Origin of the sequence: Solimonas soli DSM 21787 (assembly GCF_000474945.1) — a bacterium.
GTDB lineage: Bacteria > Pseudomonadota > Gammaproteobacteria > Nevskiales > Nevskiaceae > Solimonas > Solimonas soli.
On sequence record NZ_AXDW01000011.1, the window covers coordinates 46,947 to 68,575 of the forward strand.

Below are 21,629 nucleotides of genomic sequence, written 5' to 3' on the forward strand. Positions count from 1 at the left end.
CGTTCAGCGCAGCGCGCGGTCCGGATAGTCGGTGAAGAAGCCGTCGACGCCGAGCGCGCGCAGCGCGCGCATCTCGTCGACGTCGTTGACGGTGTAGACCCACAGCTGCAGGTCGCGCCGGTGCGCGTCTTCGACCAGCCGCGCGTCGACGAACTCGCTCGATACCGACAGCACCGCCGCGCCGAGCTCGGTCGCCGGTCCGGCCCAGTCGAGCGGCACGCCGCAGACCAGGGCGCCGACCGGCACCTCGGGCAGCAGCTCGCGGAACTCCCACAGCTCCGGATGATGGAAGGACGAGACCAGGAAGCGCTCGGCCGGCCAGCCGTCGGCGATGTAGTCGCGCAGGATCTTCGCCACCGCCTGCGCGCAGCCGTCCCAGGTCTTCAGCTCGATGTTGACGGCGGCACGGTTCTCGATGAGGTCGAGCGCGTCGGCGAGCGTCGGCACGTTCTGGCCGCCGCCGGCGTCGAGCGCGCGGATCTGCGCGGCGCTCAGCTTCGCCAGCGGACCGTGGCCGTCGGTCGTGCGATCGACCGTCAGGTCGTGCATCAGCCAGCACTCGCCGGCGACGTACTGCACGTCGAATTCCAGCCACGGCGCGCCGAGGCGGATGCCGGTGTCGAGCGCCAGCAGCGTGTTCTCGGGCGCGTGGCCGCGCGCGCCGCGGTGGCCGATGATCGTGAGGGGACGCTGCTCGCTCATCGCATGCTCCGATTCCGCGCCGCGCGGAGCGCCATCGTGCGCCGCGCCACGGCCGTTGGGAAGCTCAACGCTCGCCGACGTGCATGATCTTCATGGTGTTGGTGCCGCCCGAGCTGACGCCGTCGCCCTTGGTGACGAGCACGCGGTCGCCGTCGGCGACGGCGCCGCGATACTTGAGGATCTCGATCGCCTCCAGGGTCTTGGCGAGGCCCGGCGCGTCGTCGTCGCTCGGCAGGAAGGCGATCGGGTAGACGCCGCGGCACAGCGCCATGCGCCGCCGCGTGCGCTCGTGCGGCGTCAGCGCATAGATCGGGATCTGCGCCTCGCTGCGCGACATCATCAAGGCCGTGTTGCCGGACTCGGTCATCGCCACGATGGCGCGCGCGTGCATGTGCCGCGCCGTCCAGCTGGTCGCCATGGCGATCGCCTCGTCGGTGCGCTCGAAGTGCGTGTCGAAGGACAGCGAGCGCCGCGCCGTCGTGGTCGGCACGGTTTCGGCGCCGATGCAGACGCGCGCCATCGCCTCGACGACCTTGACCGGATACTTGCCGGTCGCCGTCTCGGCCGACAGCATCACCGCGTCGCTGCCGTCGATCACGGCGTTGGCGACGTCGAGCACCTCGGCGCGCGTCGGCACCGGGCTCGTGATCATCGACTCCATCATCTGCGTCGCGGTGATCACCATTTTGTTCTGCTCGAGCGCCTCGGCGATGATGCGCTTCTGCCAGCCGGGCAGCTCCGCATCGCCGATCTCCACGCCGAGATCGCCGCGCGCGACCATCACCACGTCGCTGGCGGCGATGATCTCGCGCAGCACGCCGAGCGCCTCGGCGCGCTCGATCTTGGCGACCAGGCTGCAGCTGCCGCCGGCCGCCTGCACCAGCTCGCGTGCCTGGAGCATGTCGCTTGCCGCGCGCGGGAAGGACACGGCGATGAAGTCGACGTCGAGCGCGACCGCCGTACGCAAGTCCTCCTTGTCCTTGTCGGTCAGCGCCGCCGCCGACAGCCCGCCGCCCTGCTTGTTGATGCCCTTGCGGTTCGACAGCAGGCCGCCGACCAGCACCGTGCAGATCACGCGCGTGCCGCGCACCGCGTCGACGCGCATGCTGATCGCGCCGTCGTTGAGCAGCAGCACGTCGCCGGCGGCCACGTCGTCCGGCAACTCGCGATAGGCGCAGCCGACCACCGTCGCGTCGCCGGCCTGCGCGCCGAGCGCGGTGTCGAGCGTGAAGCTCTGGCCTTCCTGCAGCTCGACCGGGCCGGCGGCGAACGACTCGATGCGGATCTTCGGACCCTGCAGGTCGGCGAGGATGCCGACGTCGAGCCCGAGCTCCTGCGCTGTCCTGCGCACCTGCTCGGCGCGGCGACGCTGGTCGTCGGCCGTGCCGTGCGAGAAGTTCAGGCGCACGACGTCGACGCCGGCGGCGAGCAGCCGGCGCAGGATTCCCGGATCGTCGGTGGCGGGGCCGAGCGTGGCGACGATCTTGGTTCGACGGGGCATGGGCCTGGTCATGGGTGGGCATCCTCCTGCGAATACAATAACGCCGCTTCGCGCGCCTGCGGCGCGCCACAACCCTTTCCGTGGAGAACGACATGACGGTTTTCGGAACGCCGCTGAGCGAGCACGCCACCAAGGTGCTGATGCTCGGCGCCGGCGAGCTCGGCAAGGAAGTGGTGATCGAGCTGCAGCGCTACGGCGTCGAGACCATCGCCGTCGACCGCTATGCCAACGCGCCGGCCATGCAGGTCGCGCACCGCAGCCACGTCATCAACATGCTCGACGGCGCCGAGGTGCGGCGCGTCATCGAGCTGGAGCAGCCGGACCTCGTCGTGCCGGAGATCGAGGCGATCCACACGCCGACCCTGCAGTCGCTCGAAGCCGAGGGCTTTCGCGTGATCCCGACCGCGCGCGCGACCTGGCTGACGATGGACCGCGAAGGCATCCGCCGCCTCGCCGCCGAGGAACTCGGCCTGCCGACCTCGCCGTACCGCTTCGCCGGCTCGTACGAGGAATACGCGGCCGCCGTCGCCGCGCTCGGCATGCCCTGCGTCGTCAAGCCGGTGATGTCGTCCTCGGGCAAGGGCCAGTCGGTCGTCAAGCGCGAGGCGGATATCCGGAAAGCCTGGGATTACGCGCAGGCCGGCGGCCGCGCCGGCCAGGGCCGCGTCATCGTCGAAGGCTTCGTGCCCTTCGACTACGAGATCACCCTGCTGACGGTGAAGCACGCCGGCGGCATCAGTTTCTGCCCGCCGATCGGCCACCTGCAGATCGACGGCGACTACCGCGAATCCTGGCAGCCGCAGCCGATGGACGAGGCCGTGCTGCGCCAGTCGCAGCAGATCGCCGAGAAGGTGGTCGGCGCGCTCTGCCATCCGGACGGCCGCGGCCTGTTCGGCGTCGAGCTGTTCATCGTGGGTGAGCGCCTACGCATCGGAGATGCCTCGGATGGCATCTCCGGTGGGCGCGAACGCCCGGCCAGGGATGGCCGGGCAGGGGCTCAATCAGATAGCGGAAGTCTCGCCATGGACGGCGGCGTCAAGGTCTATTTCTCGGAAGTCTCGCCGCGTCCGCACGACACCGGCCTCGTCACGCTGATCTCGCAGGATCTCTCCGAGTTCGCGCTGCACGCGCGCGCCATCCTCGGCCTGCCGATCCCGAACATCCGCACGCGCGGCCCGGCCGCGTCCTGCGCGGTGCTGTTCGAGGGCGACCGCAAAGCCCCGCGATACACCGGCGCCGACGCCGCGCTCGCCGAGCCCGACACCCAGCTGCGCCTGTTCGGCAAGCCCGAGATCGTCGGCAAGCGGCGCATGGCGGTGACGCTCGCGCTCGCCGACTCGGTCGACATGGCGCGCGACAAGGCGCGCCGCGCGGCGGCGCAGCTCAGGCTCGCATGAGCGCACTGGCGAAAGCGCAAGGCGCCGTATGGAAGGCCGGCGCGCGGAACATCCGTAGCCATGCCCGGCTGTGCAGCGCGGTGCTGTTCGGGTTGTTGGCAGGAGGTTGCGCCGGCTCGCTGCTGAAAGATCCTCGCTGATTTGACGTAGTCACAGAAAATCGCGACAGGCGAAAAGTAGAAGTAAGGTCGCTTCGGGTGCGCCAGAATCAGAGGTTATTCAGACTTTCCCAAGCGGCCTTGCCGATGACCCCCCAATCGTAGAAGCCCTCGGAAATCGTCGCGCCTGTAGCGACAGTGCCTGCGGCGATACCGCCGGCTGTCCGCCCAAGGTCCCTCAACGCGCGTATGTCCGTTCTGCCGGCCCATCGGCTCAACTGGCTCGTGAATGGATTCAGTTGGCTTCTTGGTACGCCAAGTCCCCGCAGCTCCCCCGGCATCTTCGGCATTGTGCCGACTCCCAGCGTCGCGCCCAGGGTTCCTGCTGTGGCGCCAAGATCAAACCTGTTCTGTTCGATGTCGCTGGCGAATTGATCTGCGTTAAAGCAGGCCAGTCCAGTGAGGTCTACACACGAAATCGGATTGCAGCCACCGCCGACTATTCCGACACTACCGACATAGTTGTAGTCATTGATGCCGCCATCAGCCGTAGCTGATAGCCGCAAGTCATAATCCATGCATCGCAACCAGCGACTCAAATCTCCAAACAACGATCGCTATCGCTGTCAGGCATACGAGGACAGGAACCGATGTAGCTCGCAGCAGAGCCCAGGCTCTGCCTTTTCCATGCAAACGGACTTGGATCCACGCATATCGAGACGACATTAGAACTGATGCGAGCAAAGCAAAGAGAACAAATCGGCGATCCGCTCCCATGGAGAGAAGCACCACACCAAGAATAAGAGCGAACAACCCAAGGTGCTGCAGTCGGTGGGACGATGCGCCGATCATTTGCCGCACCCGCAGTCATTGCCACCACGAAGCGCGTCGCCCAAGGCACCAGCGACACCACCCCCAATTGCGCCCGCTACGGCCAGACGGGGATCGCCGGCAACCGCACCACCAACGAGTCCTCCGATTGCACCCGCGCCGGGGGCCGCGCCCAGGCTGCTTCCGAAGAGTGCTTGCGCACCATTAGCAATTGCGACGCTGGCTACTGCACCAGCAACGCCGCCAGCAACTCCTCTCGGACTCTCTCCGCCAACTGCTGACGTAAGTCCCGCACCAACTCCGGCACTGCCAACATTGTTACCGAGAGTTACGGCGAAGGAAGTAGCGATCAAGCCCGTTGCCAGTCCAGTCAGGCCACCAACCGCTGCTCCCGCGAGACCGCCGTTGACACCGCCGTAGATTACCCCCGTAAGTAACCCACCCAACGATCCCTCGATCGCAGCAATCGTATCGGCAGAAAGGCAATACAAGCCATAGGGATCGATATAGTTAATCGGATTCCCCCCGACATAGGCATAAAGATTGGGGCCCGCTATCTCCTCAATTGGGTCGCGACTGATCCAACGGCCCACGCTAGGCTTGTAAACCCGGTAGTTGGCCAGGTAGAGACCTGTTGCCTCGTTGAACAACATGCCAGCGAAGCGGAAGTCCGTGGTCGTTCCCGTGCCGATCTTCAGGTTTCCATAGGCCTCATACAAGGCGCCGCCGAGCAGCGATCCCGTTATATCCATGACGCCAACAACCGAGCCGATGGTGTCCTTGATGTAGTAGAGCTTCGTCGCGCCATGCAGCTCGCCTTGGTCGAAGTAGTTCGCGATGACTACGTTGCTCTGATTCGACGCTTGGCAGATACGCTGACCGCACCAGGTGTACCGGGTTTCCGTCGCGGTGCGGCCACTGTTCTTCTCCGACACCACGAGACGACGGCCGAGGCCGTCGTACTTGAACCCGGTGACGTGACCGTTCGAAATGTTAGTGGCCGAGATCAGGCGGTCTTCCGCATCCCAAAGGTAGGTGAACGCTCCATCGTTCAGCAGATTGCCATTCGCATCGTACGTCCACGTGCTGCTGTTGACTGTCGCGAGTTGGTTCAAATTATTCACGGTGGTCGAGACCGTCACGCTACTGCTCGTGTAGGACGTTAAGTTGTTGGCTGCGTCGTAGGTATATGAATCATCGAGCGCGGTCGACGAGGCGGTGTCCTGGAATGTCAAGCGACCATTGTCGTCGTATGTATAGCTCTCATTGCGAGTCAGGCCCGTGGTCTTATTGTAATCAGCCTTCGTTAGTAGCCGATGTTCAGCAGAGTGCGTCAGGGTAAACTTGCGCGAGGCAAGCAAGGCAAGATTGCCGCGATAGCTGAGCGTTTGAAGCTGTCGGTCGCCGGTATCGCCGTCGTAGGTATAAGCGACGTAGTGACCACCGCCACCTATCGGTAGCAGTCGATACAACAACTGGTCAGAGTCACCGTCGTAGGAATTCTGGAAAAAGCCCAGCGGATTCTGATCGCCAATAGGCCGGCCGATGCCGTCGTAGTCGAAGGTTTGAACTTGATTCGTCGTGATCGACGTTAAGCGACCGTACGTGTCGTAGCCGTATGCCACGCTGTCGTTGAGCCCGAACGGACCCGAGGCGGAATCCAGCTTCAACGCACCTGGCGAACCCACCGGGGCGTACGAGAATTCGGAGGTTCCGATGCCGTCCGTCATCGACACCAGCTGCGGATAGTACGGATCGTAGGTGTAAGACACGCCCGCGGTCGCGTTGACGGCCCCGGAGTAGCTGATCGCCGTCTGCCGATTGTCGAGCGCGTAGGAATACGTCTTGGTCTGGCCCAAAGCATCGGTCACCTTCCACAGGCGATCAATGCCGTCGTAGATGTAACTTGTATATGAACTGTTCGCGAACGTCTTCTTCGTCGGCCGGCCCTCGAGGTCCCGATCCCACGTTGTGACGTTGCCATTCTTGTCGGTCTGCGTACGCAGATTGCCGTTGGCGTAGTAGGTATACGACTCGATCTGGTTCATCGGATCGGTAACGGAAACGAGATTCCGCAGCGCATCGTAGCTGTATGTCGTCAGCTTCAGCTCACGATCGCGGTGCTTCTTCAGGTCCAATCGATCCCACGTGTAGACGCGAGAGGTCCCATCGGGGAAGGTCTCACTGATGACACGATCGAGAGCGTCGTATGCAAGCGTAGTGGTAAAGCCGTACTTCGCCGAGGTTGCGATGCGGCCGTATGCATCGTAGGTGAACCTCAGGATATCGTTGCCAATGGCGTTACTGACATAAAGGAGATAGCCGTTGGGGTTGTAGTGATACTCGATCGTATCCTTGGGCCCACCGGTGATAACGGTTATCTGGCCGCGGCTGTTGTACTGATAGGAAGTCGTGTGCCCCGCCGCGTCGACATAGGTCAGCGGCCGGTGCTGCGAGTTGTAGGTGTACTGCGCAACCGTGTCATAGGTACTGCCGTTCTTCTGAGTGATGGTCAGCAAATCAATCCCATTGCTAGCGTACGTGTAGTGACTCTCGCGTCCGACGGGGTCGATCTCCGTCAGCACCATGCCCTGAGCGTTGTACGTGTACTTTGTGACCTTGGTCGCCCCCGCGTCGGTGACCCGCCCAACCTGGGTCGGACGATCCAGAGAGCCGGTGTACAAAGGGTCCGTCTGCCCGGGGTAGCGATACCAGATACGTGATTCCATCGGGTACTTGATGCTTTCGAGAACGCCACTCGTCGTGCTCGTGGCTGTTGAGAGATGCATGAAGTGCTTGATGCGGGCCTTGGTGTAGTCGCATGTGGTGGCCGTGCCGGTGCCGGTGCACGCGCTCGCAAAGACCTCCTTGTCCCAATAGAACGAGTTCCGGTAGTTGAGATAGGCATTCGTGATCCCCATGCCGGACGGTGCGGTCGGATCGCTGTAAGAAATGCCGGGCGCCGTATGACGGAACTCGGTTCTTTCCGTGTGGCCGGTCGGATCGGTCGCCTGAATCCAGTACTGCGTTGTGCTGACCTGCTGCTGCAGGAACGTGGTGGTTCCGTAGGGCGTCGTCATCGACTGGATGAAGGTGCCGCTGTCGTACCCGAACGTAGAGTTCATCCCGATCACATCGGTGATCGACGATAAGCGGCCACTGGCGTCGTACCCGATGGTTGCGCTGCGGCCGAAGGGATCTGTGATCTTCGTGACGAGCAGGGGATTGCTGTTCGTATAGGAGAAGGTCGTGCTCTGGCCGATCGTATCGACGATACTGGTGAGACGCATCTGGCTGTCGTAGTTGAGCGTCAGGCTGTTGCCTTGAGCATCCGTCATCGTCTTCAGGAAAATCCTGCGCGGATAGCTCGTCGCACCGTTCGATGCGCTGAAGACGCTCTTGCTGCCGTCTGCCAAGCGAAGCTCGTACGTTATGGGGCTTGCAGAGGTGCGCACCAGCACCGCGGCTTTCTCTCTTTCGGGAGTAAATGCACCGGTCGACGACGAGTAGCCGGAGTAGGTAGTGCCACCGCCACCCGCCTGATAGCGGAGGACATTGGCGCCCGCGGTCGCAGGATCGTCCTGAATGTAGGTGAGCCAGTTGATCGTCCACTTCTGGCTCAAGTTGTAGAAATTGAACGTTGAAGGCTGATCCGACTCTTTCTGGTGGTAGGTCAGCGTGGTAAAGACCGGCGGGCCTACGGGTGGCTGATACCCGACCGGGGTGTCGGTGATCCTGAGACTGGCCAGCATCGAATTGAATGCATAGACCGGCATGCCCCGCGCCATGCCACAGCCCTTGTCATCGTTGCCGGAAGGCCCACCCGAGCTGCCGCAGCCGCCGCTTGATGCGCCGCTGCTGCCGCCGTCACCTCCGTCGGTGCTTGAGCTTGATCCACCTGCATGCGGATCAACCGAACTTGTAGGGCCCGCCTGTGCTGACAAGATGACTGCAAACAGCAAAACAGGCAGAACGCGATTCATCAAAGTCATGACACTCCCCAGCGCATGGCGACGATTTCGAGATGGGTTACTGCTTCGGGATCAGTGATACCGGATCAATCGAAAGCCCCGACGATTTCGGCTTCAGGGTCCGGTAGTCGATTTGAATTCCAGTCTTTTTGGCGAAGAGTCCGCTTCGGTACTGCGACATGCAGCGCTGATCGTCGCGCGCGCAAAGCGTCGCGACACAGCCAGTCAAGCCATGGAACAGAGCGGCGGCTTGTGGGTCATTCGGCGGCGGGTCGACCGATCCGTCGTGCGGTGTATAACGGACGAGGTCTCCGATACGAAGTGGTGCCGCTTCGAACTCAGCCACTTCCATGAACACAGTGGAGGTAACGAGCTTGCCGTCTTCCTCATGCTGTATCGCTACAGGCTTCACCCTGCGAACGTATTGCTCGGCGTCTGTCGGCAAGTGCTTCCACAGACCGCGCGCTTTCGCGCTGGCAACTAGGGAGCGCACTGCAGCGCTGTTGCCAACGTAAATCAACGTGCCGATGACGTAGTTCCCATAAGCGCCGTCGACGAGAAGGCTACACAGCTGTGGGTGAGCGCATACAGCCGCTGGAGCAGCATGTGCCGCCGTTGCCAGCAGCCCAAGAGATAGAACCCCACTGAATCGAAGCTTGGCCGCTCGCATGCCGCCCCCGTACAGAATCCACAGTCTCGGGGCCGACCTTATCGAGGAGGCAGCGATCAATATGTGACAAAAGCACGAAATGCCCCTCAACGGTATCTTAGAGCCGATGAGCGGTTCCCGAAACAACGATTGACCGGGGAATCCTTACAGGATTACCGATGATGCGCTCCCGTTGCTGCATGTGCAGGAAGACGTCGACAGCGTCGTTTTTCCGGCCCCATTCCAGCCGTAGATCAGATTGAAGCGTGCGAAGTCTGGCAGTCCCGTCGCAGGCCACAAAAAATTGCGGAATATGCGGTAGTCGCGAATCGTCTGGAAGCGCGTGATCTTCATAGGTACCGATTCAGCGCTTCTGCGCGATGCGTAGTACTCGGTAGCCAATGACCACCGGTTGTTCCGTCTGATAGGCCTCGGAGCGTTGCGAGACGGCGGATTGTTCGCGCGCGTTCTTGCGCTCTGAGTTCAGCGCAATTCCAGTGCAGCGCAACACGGCTTGGACCAGATAGCTATCGGCGTTTTGCAGGACGTGTTGCACAACATCGCTCGCTACGGTGCTCTGCAGGAAGATCAGGATGCCGTCGTCTCGCGTCACTCGCGCGGCGGCAGGCGCAGGTAGTGGCGCTCGCCGCGCCGCGGGTCGTACCAGACTTCGACCAGCGCCTGCGTCTCGGGATCGATGAAGCGCTCGCCGGTCGCCTGCCAGTGCGGTTCCGGGCGCTGCGTGCGCAGCGCGCCGTAGCGCCAGCGCTCCCAGGCGACGCCGGCACCGAAGACCAAGGCGCCGACCAGCAGGTGCGGCACGATCGCGTAGACGCCGCAGGCGGCGGCGACGCCGGCGCCGATGAGCAGCAGCACGCCGATCGCGATCAGGACCTGCCGCAGCATCGCGCGCTCACACCCGCTCGACGACCACGGCGGTGCCATAGGCGACGATCTCGCTCATGGTCTGCGCGATCTCCGAGGAATCGAAGCGCATCATGACGATGGCGTTCGCACCCATGGCGTCGGCGTTCTTCACGAGCCGGTCGACGGCGTGGCGCCGCGCTTCTTCGAGCATCGCCGTGTACTCGTGGATTTCGCCGCCGACCAGCGAGCGCAGGCCGGCCATCAGGTTGCCGCCGATGCCGCGGCTGCGCACGACGACGCCGAAGGCCTGGCCCAGCGTCTGCACGACGCGATGACCGGCGATGTTTTCACTGGTGACGACGATCATGCGGCGCTCCTGTGCGGGATGACGATCAGCGGGTTTCCGGCAGCGGAATGAATTCGCTCTCGCCCGGGACTTTCTTGAAGCGCTGCGCTTTCCAGTCGGCCTTGGCCTGCTCGATGCGCTCGGGACGGCTCGACACGAAGTTCCACCAGACCGTGCGCGCGCCGAGCGGCTCGCCGCCGAGCAGCATCAGGTGCGCCTCGCTCTCGGCCAGCACTTCGATCTCGGCACCGGCGGCGAACACCGGCATCGTGCCCTCGGCGAAACGCTGCGCACCGAGCGCGACGCTGCCGTCGACGACGTAGAGCGCGCGTTCGCCGTAGCCGGCCGGCATCTTCAGGCGCGCGCCGGCGGCGAGCTTCGCCTCGACGTAGAAGGTCGGTGAATGCGTGACGACCGGCGAGCGCAGGCCGTAGGCCTCGCCGGCGATCACGCAGATCCGCGCGCCGTCGCGAGCCGCGCGCGGCAGCCGGTCGGCGGCGTAGTGCGTGAAGGCGGGCGCGCACTCCTCCTCGTCCGCCGGCAGGGCGATCCAGGACTGGATGCCGTGCACGCGCACGCCTTTCGCGCGCTCGTCGGGCGGGCTGCGCTCGGAATGCACGATGCCGCGGCCGGCGGTCATCCAGTTGACGTCGCCGGGCACGATGGTCTGCACGCTGCCCAGCGAATCGCGGTGATCGATGCGGCCCTCGAACAGATAGGTGACGGTCGACAGGCCGATGTGCGGGTGCGGGCGCACGTCGACGCCGCGCCCGGGCGTCATGTTCCAGGGCCCCATGTGGTCGAAGAACACCCAGGGGCCGACCATCAGGCGATGGCCGATCGGCAGCACGCGCCGCACCATCTCGCCGCCGCCGAGATCGCGGACCCGGCCCTGCAGGATGTCGATGACGACGTCGCTCATGAAGCGCTCACGAAGAGGGGGAGCCACAGCATAAGCGAGCTGGCCGCCGCCGCGCCGCCGCGCCGCGCGGGCCACGCGCCGTCGGTTCTAGAACAGCGTCGGCGGCGATTCGATCGCGGCCGCGGGCGGCACGTGGCGCGGCGTGCCATTGCTGGCGAGCAGCGGCGAGCGCTTGCCGCGGAAGGCCCAGTCGGCCTGTTCGGCGAACACCAGGCGCTGGCGTTCGCAGATCTCCAGCGTCGCGCGCACGTCGCTGAGCAGGCCGCCGGCCTCGCCGTCGAGATCGTCGGGCAGGGCCAGCACGCGATGCTCGCGGTGATAGGCGTGCAGCGCGCGCCGTGCCAGCGAGACCGGCGCGACGATGGCATGCGTCAGCCAGATCGCCAGCAGCAGGGTCGCCACGCTGGCCAGGCCGACGACGCCGAGCAGCAGATGCATCGGCCAGGGCCGGTCGGCAAAGATGGTGACGCCGCTCAGCACCAGCAGCGGCGCCGTGCACGCGAACACCAGCACGCCGTAGAGCTTGTCGGCGAGCAGGTCGAACGGCAGCAGGTGCCGCAGACGGCGGTAGCGCTGGAGAGGCAGCTTGTACATCGCCGCAGCGTAGCCTCTGCACCGCGCCGCGCGCCGCGCGCGACGCCGAACGGCGGCAAATCGCCCGATCAGCGCCGAATCCTGACGCCGGCGTCGTCGATGGCCGCCTCAGCGGATACTGACGCGCGGCGGCGGCGCGGCCGGCTCGGGGATCGGCAGCGGCACGATGTGCATCTCGCGGCCGCCGGCCTCGAGGCGCTGCTGGACCGCCAGCGGCATCTGGTTGTGCAGCCAGCGCGTCAGCAGGTTTTCGTTGCCGAACACCAGCTTGCTGGCGAACACGGTGGCTTTCGGAAAGTCCGCGAAGACCTGCGGCAGCAGCGCCATCAGCTCGCCGAGCGGATCGCCGCCGTAGGCCTGATAGGTCTTCGAGGCCAGGCCGCGGCTGGCGCAGTAGCTGGTGAAGTAGTTCAGCGAATTGTCGATGCGCGCACGCAGGCTCTTGAGCGTGCGCTCGCTGTTGAAGGCTTCCTTGTCGACCTCGCCGACCGACACGAAGGCGAAGTTGCGGAAGCGCCCCGGGAAGGTGTCGAGCACCCAGCGCAGCGCGTGCATGCCGGCGCCGCGGCTGTTGCCGACCAGGATCACGGCGGTCTCGCCGCCGCCGTCCGGTTTCAGCGGCGGCGCGTCCTCGTCCCAGTCCGGCTTGACGGCGTAGGCCTGGTCGACGCGCAGCATCAGCTGGCGGATGTACTCGTAGTGGCGGTGGATCAGCAGGCAGAAGCCGACCACGCTGCTGGTGATCAGCACCGTCACCCAGCCGCCGAGCATGAGCTTCTCGGCGAGGATGACCAGCAGGATCGCGGCGCAGACGATGAAGCCGAGCGACGCCATCGCGAACTTGCCCTTCCAGTCGAGGCGATACAGACGCTGTTCCCACCAGTAGCGGCACAGGCCGAACAGCGACAGCGAGAAGGTCAGGAACACGTTGATGCTGTACAGCACCACCAGCAGTCCGACCTGGCCGCGCGTCAGCAGCAGGATCACCAGCGCGGCGATGCCCATCACCAGCACGCCGTTCTGCGTGACCATGCGGCTCGACAGCTGGCGGAACTGGCGCGGTACCCAGTGATCGGCCGCCATGCTGGCGAGCACCGACGGGCCGCCGAGGAAGCCGGTGTTGGCGGCGACCAGCAGCAGGCCCGCTTCGAGCGCCAGCACCACGCCGAGCACGAGGCCGGAGGTGTGCGTGTCCCAGGGCAGGCTGTCGAGGATGGCGCGGAAGGTCACGGCGTTGAGCGTCTGGCCCGGCACGTGCTGCGCGTCCCACAGCAGGTAGAGCAGGATGATGCCGCCGGCGGTGAAGGCCAGCGACAGCGCCATGTAGAACATCGTCCAGTGGCCGGTGCGCACGCGCGGTTCGGCCAGCATGTTGATGTTGTTCGACACCGCCTCGATGCCGGTATAGGTGCCGGCGCCGACCGAGTAGGCGCGCAGGAACAGGGCGACCGCGAACATCCAGCCCGATTCGCGGCTGAGCTGCAGCGTTTCGTTCCAGGTCGCCGCGACCATGTCGTCGAGGCCTTCGGCGTGGTAGCTGATGCCGTAGACGATCAGGAAGGCGTGGGTGACGAAGAAGCCGAGGAAGATCGGCGCGAGGATGGCGATCGATTCCTTCATGCCGCGCAGATTGAGCACGATCAGCAGGACGATGACGCCGATCTCGGCGCCGAGCTTGTAGGTCTGGGCGCCGGGCGACAGCAGGCTGAACAGCGCGTCGCTGCCGCTGGCGACCGAGATGGCGATGGTCAGCACATAGTCGACGATCAGCGCCGAGCCGGAGACCAGGCCGGCGTGCTTGCCGATCAGCTGCGTGGCCGCCTTGTAGCCGCCGCCGCCGGACGGGAACAGCTCGATGACCTGGTTGTAGGCCAGCGAGATGATGAACACGGTCAGCGCCGTGGCGCCGGCCAGGTAGAGCGCGATGTGGCGGTGCTCGCCGAGCGCGAGGAAGGCCTCCTCCGGGCCGTAGCAGGAGGAGGAGAGGCCGTCCGCGCCGAGGCCGATCCACGCCAGCAGGGCGATCAGCACGATGTGCTGGCGGGTCCTCGGATCGAAGGGATCGAGCTTCTTGCCGAGTATCAGGCGCCAGAGGCCACGCAATGCGCTCATCGACGGTCGGTCTTGGGGCGAAGCGGCGGATTCTAGCATCGTGCTCAAAACTTGCCCTATCGCTGTCATCGGCCGCCGCGTACAATTCACGCCCTTTTTCAGGTCCCGACGGCGTTTGCGGCTGCGGGACGCCGGTGCCGCGTCGGGCCGGAAGCAGAAACCCCTCATTTCGGAAGTCGTTCCGGTTCGGTGCCCCGTGATTCAGAATCTTCGCAACATCGCCATCATCGCCCACGTCGACCACGGCAAGACCACGCTGGTCGACAAGCTGCTGCGCCAGTCGCATACCCTCGACGCGCGCGAGCAGCTCGGCGAACGCATCATGGACTCCAACGATCTGGAGCGTGAGCGCGGCATCACCATCCTCGCCAAGAACACGGCGATCCGCTGGACCGACAAGCGCACCGGCATCGAATACCGCATCAACATCGTCGACACGCCCGGACACGCCGACTTCGGCGGCGAGGTCGAGCGCGTGCTGTCGATGGTCGACTGCGTGCTGCTGCTGGTCGATTCGGTCGACGGCCCGATGCCGCAGACCCGCTTCGTCACAAGTAAGGCCTTCAACATGGGCCTCAAGCCGATCGTCGTGCTCAACAAGATCGACCGTCCGGGCGCGCGGCCGGACTGGGTCGTCGACCAGGTCTTCGACCTGTTCGACCGTCTCGGCGCGACCGACGAGCAGCTCGACTTCCCGTTCATCTACGCCTCCGGCCTCAACGGCTACGCCGGCCATTCGGCCGACATTCGCGAAGGCGACATGACGCCGCTGTTCGAGACCATCGTCGACAAGGTGCCGGCGCCGCAGGTCGATGTCGACGGTCCGTTCCAGATGCAGATCACCTCGCTGGCGCATTCGACCTACGTCGGCATCATCGGCACCGGCCGCATCAAGCGCGGCAAGATCAAGACCAACACGCCGGTCGCCGTGGTCGGCCGCGACGGCAGCGTGCGCAACGGCCGCGTGCTGCAGGTGCTCGGCTTCATGGGCCTCGACAAGGTCGAGGTGCCGGAAGCGCAGGCCGGCGACATCATCGCCATCACCGGCATCGAGGAACTCGGCATCTCGGAAACGGTCTGCGACCCGAAGCATCCGGAGCAGCTGCCGACGCTGCAGGTCGACGAACCGACCATGAGCATGATCTTCGAGGTCAACAAGTCGCCGTTCGCGGGCAAGGAAGGCAAGTTCGTCACCTCGCGCCAGATCGGTGACCGCCTGCAGCGCGAGCTGCGCACCAATGTCGCGCTGCGCGTCGAGCCGGGCGAATCGCCGGACCAGTTCCGCGTCTCCGGCCGCGGCCTGCTGCACCTCGGCATCCTGCTCGAGAACATGCGCCGCGAAGGCTATGAAATCGCCGTCGCGCGGCCGCAGGTCATCGTCAAGGAAATCGACGGCGAGCTGTGCGAGCCCTATGAAACGCTGGTCGCCGACGTCGAGGAAGCCAATCAGGGCGGCGTCATCCAGGGCCTCGCCGAACGCGGCGGCAAGATGCAGAACATGGTGCCGGACGGCAAGGGCCGCGTGCGTCTCGAATACATCGTGCCGTCGCGCGGCCTGATCGGCTTCCAGACGCAGTTCATGACGATGACCTCGGGCACCGGCCTCTTGTTCCACAACTTCGACCACTTCGGCCCGAAGACCGAGTCGACCGACATCGGCCAGCGCCACAACGGCGTGATGATCTCCAACGACCAGGGCAAGGTGCCGGCCTACGCGCTGTTCAACCTGCAGGAGCGCGGCAAGATGATCTCCTCGCCGGGCGACGAGGTCTACGAGGGCCAGATCGTCGGCATCCACGCCCGCGACAACGACCTCGTCGTCAACGTGCTGCGCGAGAAGAAGCTGACCAACATGCGCGCCTCGGGCTCGGACGAGAACGTCATCCTCACGCCGCCGGTGCGCTTCTCGCTCGAGCAGGCGCTGGAATTCATCAACGACGACGAGCTGGTCGAGCTGACGCCGACGTCGATTCGTGTACGCAAGAAGTTCCTCAAGGAGCACGAGCGCAAGCGTGCGGATCGCGCGGACTGACGAATGCCATCCTTGGCGCGACTTCAACGCTCGATCTGACCACGGCCCGGCCATCCATGGCCGGGCGCTCGCCGGACGGAATGCCATTCAAGGCATTCCGCTTTCTCCGGCTCGCCGCAAGAAGTTCCTCAAGGAACACGAGCGCAAGCGCGCCGAGCGCGCCGATTGATGAAAAGGGCGTGCTCCGGCACGCCCTTTTTGTTTGTGCGCACGCTGCCGTCCGGCGGCTGAGGGCAACAATGCTGTTGGCTACGCAACAGCGCGCCGACAATCTGCTGCGAACGCAGATTCCGAAGGGAAAACGGACTAAGAATAGCGTCCGGACTTATTTCCTTTGTCTAAGCGCCGGTGTTTAGAGTCGATTCACCATCAGCCAGCCTTAGGTCAGCCAGAGGTCCCGACATGACGGATGCATCGGGCCACCGTCCCACGCTGCTTTCACTCGAAGGCAGCAACGCGCAAGCCGTGACGATCCGCGCGAAGGCGCTCGTCTTCGCGGACCCCGTGTCGCGCGGCCTGCTGCGCTACCTCGAGCGCGTCGCGCCGAGCGAGGCGCCGGTGCTCATCATCGGCGAGACGGGCACGGGCAAGGAACTGCTCGCGCGCCACATCCACCAGCTCAGCGGCCGCAACGGTCCGTTCGTCGCGGTCAACTGCGGCGCGATCAGCGAGAACCTCGCCGAGAGCGAGCTGTTCGGTCACGAGTCGGGCGCGTTCACGGGCGCGACAGGCCGCCGAGAAGGCTGGTTCGAGGCCGCCAACGGCGGCACGCTGTTCCTCGACGAGATCGGCGACCTGCCGCTGTCGCTGCAGGTCAAGCTGCTGCGCGTGCTGCAGGAGCGTGAAGTCGTGCGCATCGGTTCGCGCAAGCCGATTCCCGTCGACATCCGCCTCGTCGCCGCGACCAACATCGATCTCGGCGAGGCCGTGCGCGCGGGCCGTTTCCGTCTCGACCTCTACTATCGCCTCAACATCGCGCAGCTCACGCTGCCGCCGCTGCGCGAGCGGCGCGGCGACATTCTGCCGCTCGCGCAGCATTTCCTGAATCATTACCGCGAGCGCCTCGGCCTGCCGCCGCAGGTGTTCGGCCATGCCGCGCTGCGCGCGCTCGAAAGCTACAGCTGGCCCGGCAATATCCGCGAGCTCGAGAACGTCGTGCATTTCGCGCTGCTCGTCGCGTCCGACCACGAGATCGGTCCCGAGCACCTCAAACTCACGAGCGAGGCCGCGCGACCGCTGCCCGTCGCCGGTGCGCGCAGCACGGCGACGCCACGCGAGCGCGTCCAGGACGCGTTGCAGGAATTGTTCGACGAAGGCGGCGACAACCTGTTCGACGAATACGAGAAACTCATCGTCGACGAGGCGTTCCGTTACAGCAATTACAACCAGGTGCGCGCCGCGGCGCTGCTCGGCCTGTCGCGCAATGTGTTGCGCACGTTGCTGCGCAAGCACGGCTATCTCAGCGAACGCGGGCGGAGCAACGTCGGCGGCGTGCGCGCCACGGGTGCGCTGTCCTGAACTGAACGGCCACCTCCTTCCCAAACAACCGCGGTTGGCAAAGCGATGAGTCAGGATGACACCGTGCCAGCGTCGATCGACAAGATCTGGTACACGAGCGCGCCCGTGCCGACGCCGCTCGGCCTCGCCTCGCAGCTCGGCTGGTTCCTCGACGAGTTCCGTGGCGACGGCATCGGCGTCTATACGCTGCGCGAGGGCCGCGACGACGGCCTGCATCGCTCGCACTACGATCATTCGCTCGAGCATTCGTTCCGCCAGGGCGGCAGCGCGCCGGCGATGTGGGCACGCGCCGAAGGACGACGCACGCGCGTCATCGGTCTCAACTGGATCGACGAATTCCAGGCCATCATCGCGCTGCCGCACAGCGGCATCCGCAAGCTGCGCGATCTCAAGGGGCGACGCCTCGCGCTGCCGCGCCGCCGCGGCCTCGAAGTCGACCACGAGCGTGCCGCCGCGCTGCGCGGCTCGCTCGTCGCGCTCGAGATCGCCGGCCTCACGCAGGCCGACGTCGCCTGGCTCGACATCGTGCTCGACCGCCCGCAGCTCGCGCGGCCCACGCACCGCATTCTCAACAACCGCCACCCGCTGCTCGCCAACGCGCTGCGCGAATGTCGCGCCGACGCCGTGTACGTCAAGGGCCCGCAGGGCGCGCAGCTCGTCGCCGAGCTCGGCGCGACCGTGCTGCTCGACATCCGCGCGCATCCCGATCCGTTCGTGCGTGCGAATCACGGCGCGCCGCGACCGCTGACCGTCGACCAGCACCTGCTCGACGCGCGGCCCGATATCGTCGAGCGCTTCCTGCGCCGTGTCGTCGACGCCGGTGAATGGGCCGAGGCGCATCCCGCCGAGACGCTCGCCTATGTCGCACGCGAGACGCACGCCGACGAGCGCTGGGTCAGAGCGGCGTATGGCGACGACCTGCACCGCCACCAGCACACCAACCTCGACGAGCAGGCGATCACCGCGCTCGCGGCCTACCAGCGCTTCCTCTATCTGCACGGCTTCCTGCCGGGCGACTTCGACCTGCGCGCGTGGATCGCGACCGAGCCGCTGCAGGCCATCCTGCGCGAACGCACCGCACGCGCGGCCTGAATCGGCTGCGCTGGCTGCGCCGGCGAACCCGCTTCTCCATATTGCCCGCCCGAGTGCGGGCCTCTTTGCGTGCACGCGCGCCGATTGCCGGCCGCAGCGTCTCGCCAGCTCGCCGCTTCGGACTGACGGGAATGCGGGCTGATTGGGATGTAGCAGCTCGCGCGCAGGATGCTGCATTCTCCACATCTCCATCTCCGCCTGAAATTAAAAATTTCGAGATTCTCCTGGGGATGACCTTATTCCCCAAGGTGAATCGCGAACTAAACTCATACGAAACATAAGGATGTGAGCCATATAAATAGATATTTGCTTGTTCCGAAAAAAACGGCTCCCGTGGCATATCGATTGCAATTTGGCTGGCTCCTTCATGTTCATGCCTGGGAGCATTTCAGTGGGGTCCAGTGATCAGCAGTTCGATGCAAGCGGTTTGGCGGTTTCCGATTCACGCCCCGGACGCACGCGGCAGGCCGTGCAGGCTGCGCTGCTGCTGACGTCCATGCTGCCCCTGTCCGCGATCGGGGCCGGGCAGCCGGAGCCCGGCGCGCCGGGCAGCGAGGCCCTCGTCGCGAGCAATGCCGAGGCGGCCGCTGAAGCGGGCGCGGCCACCGCCGACGATGCCACTGCCGCCGATGCGCCGGATGCGGCGGCGATCGCCGCCGCCGACGCTGCGCAGATCGAAACCGTCCTCGTGCGCACGCGCAACCGCGCCGAACAGCAGCAGGACGTGCCGGTGCCGATCTCGGCGATCTCCGGCAAGGAGCTCGAACGCGACTTCGCCGTCAATCTCGGCGACTTCGCGCGGCGCGCGACCAATGTGCAGGCGGCCGAGCTGAATTCGCGGCGCTCGAGCATCTCGATCCGCGGCGTCGGCAAGAACGTCACCGGCGAGGAATTCGAATCGCCGATCGGCGTCATCGTCGACGACGTGTTCCAGCCGTACGTCGGCTCGTCGTGGACCGACTATGCCGATCTCGAATCGATCGAGGTCGATCGCGGCCCGCAGGGCACGCTGCTCGGCAAGAACACCACGCTGGGCGTGCTCAACATCCGCAGCCGCCTGCCGAGCTTCGCGTCGGACTACGGCCTCGACTTCACTTACGGCAGCCGCAAGAACGGCAAGATCCGCGGCTTCGGCACCGGCGCCGTCGTCGACGGCCTGCTGGCGTACCGCGCGTCGTTCTTCGTCGACACCGGCGAAGGCAGCATCGAAAACGTCAACGAGAACCGCTCGACCTGGTACGACCGCAATCGCGCCGGCGGACGCCTGCAATTCCTGCTGACGCCGACCGACGATCTGACGGCGCGCGTCATCGTCGCGCGCAGCCGCGCGCGCGAGAACATCAACGCCAGCCCGGTCGTCGCCGACCCGACGACCTATCTCGACGGCACCGCGCGCAGCGGCGCGACGTTCACGAGCCGCCTCGCGCGCGACTGGTTCGGCGGCGGCTACACGCCGCTGTTCGAGAAGTTCAAGATCGACGTCGACTACGTGACGCCGTCGATCGATGAGCAGAACTCGGCGTCCGCGGAAATCACCTGGAAGATCGGTGAGCACACCGAACTGACGTCGATCACCGCTTACGTCGACAATCTGTTCGTCGCCGACAACGATTTCGACCTGACCCCGTTCGACATCCGCCGCGGCGGCGGCGCCCGCACCGACCAGCAGGCGAAGTCGGAGGAACTGCGCCTGTCGTCGACGATCGGCGATAGCGTCGACTATCAGATCGGCACCTATCTTCTGCACAACCGCTACAACTACGAGTCGCGCACCTATCTCGGCGAGGACGCCGGCGCGTTCTACGCGACCAATCCGCAGTACGCGACGCTCAACGCCGACGCCGCCGGCCGCGAGCTGCTGCGCCTGTCGCTCGACAACTGGGGCGTCAACAATCTGCGCCGCCCGGTGACGGACAGCTACGCGATTTTTGGCCAGGCGAACTGGCATCTCACCGAGCGCGCGACGCTGACCGCCGGCGTGCGCGAGACCTGGGAAAAGAAGTCGAACACATGGGAGTTCGTAACGCTGAAGCCGGGCGCCGACCTGACGGCGGTGGCCGCCGCGAACGGCGCCAGCGCCGCGCAACTCGCCGCGGCGCAGGCGATCCGCACGGGGCAGGCCGGCAGCTCGGTGAAATACGGTCCGCAGCGCTCCGAAACGGACAGCAGCTCGTCGACGTCGGCGCTGCTGTCGCCGAGCTACAAGCTAACGGAAAACACTCTGCTCTATCTGTCGATCGCGCGCGGCGTGAAGTCGGGAGCGGTGAGCTGGAATAGCAACGACGGTTCCGAGGACATCGTCAAGCCGGAAGTCGCCTACGACGGCGAGCTCGGCATCAAGAGCACGCTGTTCGATCGCCGGGTGCTGTTCGACCTGAATCTCTACCGCACCGAGATCCACGACTTCCAGACGACGCTCGTCATCCCCGACGCGACGTCGAGCAGCGGAACGCGCCAGACGCTGGGCAACGCCAAGCGCGTGACCTTGACCGGCGTCGAGCTCGACGGCCAGTGGGCGCCGGTGCGCTACCTCACGGTGCGTCTCGGCGGTGCCTACAACCTCGCCGAGTACGCGAGCTTCGACAACTCGCCGTGCAACACCGACATCGCCGCGACCGTGCCGGCGACCTGCGATTATTCGGGCAAGACGCTGCCGGCCGCGCCGAAGTGGTCGGCGAGCCTCGGCATCGATTACCAGAGCGCGGTCGCCGGCAAGGCGATCGTGCACGCCGGTGTCAACGACGCCTACGCCAGTCGCCAGAACGCCAGCCTCAGCCTCGACGAGTACGGCTGGCAGAGCTCGCGGCAGCTGATCGACGCCACCATCGGCATCGGCACGATCGACGAGAAATACGACATCAGCCTGCTCGCCAAGAACCTGCTCGACAAGGTCTACGCGGTCGATTCCTCGGGCTTCTCGTCGACGTCCGGCGTGACCTACCGCTGGGCCGATCGCCGCTTCGTCGGCGTGAACCTGAGCGCGAAGTTCTAGCGGAG

General features: G+C 65.3%; 17 protein-coding genes and 2 pseudogenes. 7 read left to right on the top strand and 12 right to left on the bottom strand.

The window, feature by feature from the left end:
• Window positions 1–3 precede the first annotated feature (3 nt).
• Both K344_RS0107300 and pyk read right to left on the bottom strand, forming a co-directional pair.
• Window positions 4–702: a glycerophosphodiester phosphodiesterase gene (locus tag K344_RS0107300; protein WP_028080117.1), complete on the bottom strand. Its 699-nt coding sequence runs from the start codon at window positions 700–702 to the stop codon at window positions 4–6.
• Window positions 703–766: 64 nt separating this feature from the next.
• Entirely contained in the window at window positions 767–2,203 is a 1,437-nt protein-coding gene (gene pyk, locus K344_RS0107305; protein ID WP_028080118.1) for a pyruvate kinase, read from the bottom strand.
• A 92-nt stretch (window positions 2,204–2,295) separates the two neighbouring features.
• On the opposite strand from pyk, the pseudogene purT reads away from it, so the two are divergent.
• Window positions 2,296–3,123, top strand: a pseudogene (purT, locus tag K344_RS24955) (formate-dependent phosphoribosylglycinamide formyltransferase); the annotation flags it as partial.
• A gap of 117 nt (window positions 3,124–3,240) precedes the next feature.
• Window positions 3,241–3,600: pseudogene (locus K344_RS24960) on the top strand (ATP-grasp domain-containing protein); the annotation flags it as partial.
• A 208-nt stretch (window positions 3,601–3,808) separates the two neighbouring features.
• Here K344_RS24960 and K344_RS23920 read toward each other — a convergent pair.
• From K344_RS23920 to K344_RS0107345, 10 genes are all read right to left on the bottom strand, one after another.
• Window positions 3,809–4,276, bottom strand: coding sequence for a hypothetical protein (locus K344_RS23920; protein WP_157622820.1), 468 nt, complete (start codon window positions 4,274–4,276; stop codon window positions 3,809–3,811).
• A 270-nt stretch (window positions 4,277–4,546) separates the two neighbouring features.
• Window positions 4,547–8,521 carry an RHS repeat domain-containing protein gene (locus tag K344_RS20655; RefSeq protein WP_084197123.1) on the bottom strand — a complete coding sequence of 1,325 codons (3,975 nt, stop codon included), beginning with the start codon at window positions 8,519–8,521 and terminating at the stop codon, window positions 4,547–4,549.
• Between the two features lie 37 nt (window positions 8,522–8,558).
• Window positions 8,559–9,170, bottom strand: a complete 612-nt coding sequence (locus K344_RS23925) for a hypothetical protein (protein WP_157622821.1) — start codon at window positions 9,168–9,170, stop codon at window positions 8,559–8,561.
• Window positions 9,171–9,314: 144 nt separating this feature from the next.
• Window positions 9,315–9,503 carry an AAA family ATPase gene (locus tag K344_RS24965; RefSeq protein WP_084197124.1) on the bottom strand — a complete coding sequence of 63 codons (189 nt, stop codon included), beginning with the start codon at window positions 9,501–9,503 and terminating at the stop codon, window positions 9,315–9,317.
• Window positions 9,504–9,513: 10 nt separating this feature from the next.
• Window positions 9,514–9,762, bottom strand: a complete 249-nt coding sequence (locus K344_RS0107320) for a hypothetical protein (RefSeq protein ID WP_028080120.1) — start codon at window positions 9,760–9,762, stop codon at window positions 9,514–9,516.
• Window positions 9,759–10,055 carry a hypothetical protein gene (locus K344_RS20660; protein WP_043114028.1) on the bottom strand — a complete coding sequence of 99 codons (297 nt, stop codon included), beginning with the start codon at window positions 10,053–10,055 and terminating at the stop codon, window positions 9,759–9,761. Before K344_RS20660 ends, K344_RS0107320 begins: the two co-directional genes overlap by 4 nt.
• Before the next feature lie 7 nt (window positions 10,056–10,062).
• Complete coding sequence (locus K344_RS0107330; RefSeq protein WP_028080121.1) at window positions 10,063–10,383, bottom strand: heavy metal-binding domain-containing protein; 321 nt, start codon at window positions 10,381–10,383, stop codon at window positions 10,063–10,065.
• Between the two features lie 25 nt (window positions 10,384–10,408).
• Window positions 10,409–11,284, bottom strand: coding sequence for a pirin family protein (locus tag K344_RS0107335; RefSeq protein ID WP_051361995.1), 876 nt, complete (start codon window positions 11,282–11,284; stop codon window positions 10,409–10,411).
• Between the two features lie 87 nt (window positions 11,285–11,371).
• A complete protein-coding gene (locus K344_RS0107340) occupies window positions 11,372–11,878 on the bottom strand; it encodes a hypothetical protein (RefSeq protein WP_028080123.1) in 507 nt (168 codons plus the stop codon).
• A gap of 108 nt (window positions 11,879–11,986) precedes the next feature.
• Window positions 11,987–13,990: an APC family permease gene (locus K344_RS0107345; RefSeq protein ID WP_028080124.1), complete on the bottom strand. Its 2,004-nt coding sequence runs from the start codon at window positions 13,988–13,990 to the stop codon at window positions 11,987–11,989.
• A 196-nt stretch (window positions 13,991–14,186) separates the two neighbouring features.
• Here K344_RS0107345 and typA point away from each other — a divergent pair, with 196 nt between their 5' ends.
• The 5 genes from typA to K344_RS0107365 all read left to right on the top strand — a co-directional run bounded on the left by typA (window position 14,187) and on the right by K344_RS0107365 (window position 21,624).
• Window positions 14,187–16,022: a translational GTPase TypA gene (typA, locus tag K344_RS0107350; protein ID WP_028080125.1), complete on the top strand. Its 1,836-nt coding sequence runs from the start codon at window positions 14,187–14,189 to the stop codon at window positions 16,020–16,022.
• On the top strand, window positions 16,003–16,191 hold the full coding sequence (locus tag K344_RS23930) for a hypothetical protein (RefSeq protein ID WP_157622822.1): 189 nt from the start codon (window positions 16,003–16,005) through the stop codon (window positions 16,189–16,191). Before typA ends, K344_RS23930 begins: the two co-directional genes overlap by 20 nt.
• A 233-nt stretch (window positions 16,192–16,424) precedes the next feature.
• Window positions 16,425–17,540: a sigma-54 interaction domain-containing protein gene (locus K344_RS20665; RefSeq protein WP_051361996.1), complete on the top strand. Its 1,116-nt coding sequence runs from the start codon at window positions 16,425–16,427 to the stop codon at window positions 17,538–17,540.
• A gap of 63 nt (window positions 17,541–17,603) precedes the next feature.
• Entirely contained in the window at window positions 17,604–18,632 is a 1,029-nt protein-coding gene (locus K344_RS0107360; protein ID WP_211234489.1) for an ABC transporter substrate-binding protein, read from the top strand.
• A gap of 469 nt (window positions 18,633–19,101) precedes the next feature.
• Window positions 19,102–21,624 (top strand): TonB-dependent receptor, encoded by a 2,523-nt coding sequence (locus tag K344_RS0107365; protein ID WP_028080127.1) that lies wholly within the window; start codon window positions 19,102–19,104, stop codon window positions 21,622–21,624.
• The last annotated feature ends 5 nt before the right edge of the window (window positions 21,625–21,629 follow it).